The organism is Planktothrix sp., assembly GCF_046067725.1.
In the GTDB taxonomy this organism is placed as follows: Bacteria; Cyanobacteriota; Cyanobacteriia; order Cyanobacteriales; family Microcoleaceae; genus Planktothrix.
The window spans coordinates 1-2865 of sequence record NZ_JBJUDF010000230.1; the positions used below are offsets into that span (position 1 = coordinate 1).

Genomic DNA, 2865 nt, shown 5'->3' on the forward strand with positions numbered 1-2865 from the left:
TAGGTGCGGAGGGTAGAACTATTGAGTCTTCCGGTGTTGAGTCGCTTTAGCTTTGACGAATAAAGTAAATACTCGGCGGGTGCGTTGCCTTCTAAACTAACAACGTTTAAGCCAATGATATCTTGATGGACTCCAGATGCCTGCCATTCGCTGAAATGGGACTCCTTGAGAAAAGCTGGAGGAAAAATTGAAGAAAGACTTGCACTGCGCCCTGTTTGTGTTAGTATATTCATAATATTGAAGTGGGGTTTTTCAAAACCCTGGTTTAATGACCAACTATCACCCGCAGAAGCCTCGAAAACTTAGCTGTGGGTGATAATAATTTAAGCCTAAATTCGTTGAAAAATCAATCAATTTCAATAAAATTAATACTTTACTGCGTCCTAAACTGAGAATCTCTCCATCACTGAATTTCAGGCTAAAAGCTCCAATAAAATAAGAAGATTAAGACTGGGCATTCTCACTGATATTCTCTACAGGACGGGCATCTAACCAAGCTTGGGCATTTTCTTTGCGAATCTGAATTTCTCGTTCATCGTTGTCATTGCGTTCGCATCCCTGGGGCCGGAGAGACTTCTTCTGACTGAGGATAGCGATTTGTTCAGCAATTTGTTTCGCTTTGTTCCATTGAAGTTTAACGGTAACTTTCCAATCCTCCACACTAAAATCATGAAGCAGTTGACAGATTTGAGCATCAACCCGTTCATCGAGTCCCATTTGTCGAAGATGAGAAGCTGCGGAACAACCGGGGCGGTTACAGAGTACAGGTAAATCTTCCATTTCTTGATATCCTTCAATCACTTTATCTGGCCAGATAATTAATCCTGAATCTCGGCAACAGTGACACTGCCATGACGGTTGATAAATCTGTTGTTCCTGTTGGACAACCTTCGGATGTCGGAGCCGTTGGAGTTTAGCAATAGAGGATAAATCAACCATAGGGAGGGGCAAGGGTCGAGGGGCGAGGGTCGAGGGGTAAGGAGCAAGAAAACTCACTTCGTGATGCTTTGCAATTTTTCCCGTAGGGTACGTCTCTCGTCCCTTGTCTCTCGTCCCTCAGATGACTGTAACCGAGATTTCATCTGTTTTTTCTGCTGGGTGAAGGTTTGTATCTTCTGCTGTTCTCTTGGAGAGAGAGTCATGACATTAATCAAACTGGGTGGCATATCTTCTCGCTGCGTTTCCGGCCGTCCAACACCATGAATTTCTGCCCAACTTGCAAACTCGCGGCGTTCAGTGTGTTCCGTTTCTGTTGCCGCTAAATTAATCCATTCAGAAGTCAGACCATAGTTCCTAAACCAACTCCATTCCCAGAGCCAAGCGGATAAACGGGCGTCACTTTCCCATCGTTGAGTTTGGGCCTGTTGCTGTTGTTGTTTCCTAATCTGGACTTCTTGCGGAGAACGCTCAAATTTCTCATAGAGTTCAACATAGTTAGGCAGTCCCGTGACTTTATCGATTGACCCTAACCAAGTTTGCAGCTTCACCAATGGCGGGTTGAAATGAATCGTTTGAGCTTCACAAAAATTAATAAATCTCGTTCTCTCGTCTTCTGAGAGAGTCTGAATAAAATCTGAATAAGTCTGAATAGTCTGAGGCAAGCTAGAACTGGCTTTTGGCAAGGGTTTGGCATGAGATTCAGTTCGAGATTGCGGAATTTGAGTTCGAGATTTCGGACTATCGGTTTGAGATTTCGGACTATCAGTTCGGAATTTCGGACGACAGCAAAGGTTACTGATTCTGACATCAGAATGGCAAAAATCGAACCATCCCAGACCTTGGAACTTAGCAATAGCAGCGTGATAGGAAGTTTTACTAATTCCCGTTTTCAGAAGGATTTCTGCGACTTTTACCTGAGCCGGACAGTCACCAAAGCGGTCAAGTTTAAGAAGATAGAAAAATAGCTTAGATTCGGTTTTGCTTAAACCATGCTGCATCACCCAATCCACAATGTCATCTCGAATCTTGACAAATAGAAATTCTGGATTGCTCATCGCTCATTCTGCTGGGCTTTAATTTTCCAATTTCGGAAAATTTGCATTTCTAATTTAGCAGAATTAGCAGATTTAGGAAATATGAGAGATGATCAGGGAAATCCTAGATATATACATAGCTAATTTCAGTGAAATCAAATGAAAGAGAAAAGTTTGCTGAAGCGGTAAGACAACTTCGAGGGAAGAGGAGTATCAGGGAATTTGCCAAAATTCTGGGACTGTCCCATGCCATTATCAGAGCTTGGGAAAATCCTGAAAGCTCCGTGTATCCTGAAAAAAAGAACATCGAAAAAATTGCGGTTCTGCGAGGGGAAACCTACTCAGAATTTATGAGCCACCTAGAAAATCCTGGGGAGTTGCCTGATTCCTTTGAGCGTTTGCTGCTTCAAGTTCAAAATCAAGCCCCGGTATTATCTCCGAGCCAAATCTCTAAAATTCTCCGTATTCTTGCAGATTACTTAGATTTTCTCTAGCCCTCTAGTTTTAATTTTTCTTGAGACTTTCAAGGAATGAGCAAGATTGTACCTTTCTTTTTCTGCCTAAAATCTCGGTTAAAGTTTACAATAATGGAAGATTTAAGCTAAAATGAAGATATGAAGAGTGAATCAAGAGAACAATGGCGAAGTTACCAACAACGTTTCAGAGCTTGGATTTATCAGGATTTCAAATAGAAGAAAAGCAGTACAGTGCCGTCACCCGTGAGATGGTCGATACCGCTTGTGCTGTTCTCCAGAAGAATAGAATTGGTGTAGTGATCCGTTCGGTTCAGGCGGCTCTCAAATTTATCTATGGGATTGGGGGCAGTGCGGATACTGTTTGTGGTCTGCTTCGAGAGTATAGAAACGACAATCTGCTGTTACTGAAAGCGGGT

The 2865-nt window shown here is 42.5% G+C and carries 4 protein-coding genes and 1 pseudogene; 2 read left to right on the forward strand and 3 right to left on the reverse strand.

Annotated features, from left to right (window positions below; translation table 11 throughout):
• From ACKPEB_RS14125 to ACKPEB_RS14135, 3 genes are all read right to left on the reverse strand, one after another.
• The coding region (locus ACKPEB_RS14125) for a hypothetical protein (RefSeq protein WP_408965567.1) at positions 1-233 on the reverse strand (233 nt) is incomplete at its 3' end.
• A gap of 211 nt (positions 234-444) precedes the next feature.
• Positions 445-939 (reverse strand): hypothetical protein, encoded by a 495-nt coding sequence (locus tag ACKPEB_RS14130; protein WP_408965568.1) that lies wholly within the window; start codon positions 937-939, stop codon positions 445-447.
• Positions 940-992: 53 nt separating this feature from the next.
• Positions 993-1994, reverse strand: coding sequence for a hypothetical protein (locus ACKPEB_RS14135; RefSeq protein ID WP_408965569.1), 1002 nt, complete (start codon positions 1992-1994; stop codon positions 993-995).
• A gap of 128 nt (positions 1995-2122) precedes the next feature.
• Here ACKPEB_RS14135 and ACKPEB_RS14140 point away from each other — a divergent pair, with 128 nt between their 5' ends.
• Both ACKPEB_RS14140 and ACKPEB_RS14145 read left to right on the forward strand, forming a co-directional pair.
• Positions 2123-2467 carry a hypothetical protein gene (locus tag ACKPEB_RS14140; protein ID WP_408965570.1) on the forward strand — a complete coding sequence of 115 codons (345 nt, stop codon included), beginning with the start codon at positions 2123-2125 and terminating at the stop codon, positions 2465-2467.
• 143 nt (positions 2468-2610) lie between these two features.
• Positions 2611-2865, forward strand: a pseudogene (locus ACKPEB_RS14145) (hypothetical protein); the annotation flags it as partial.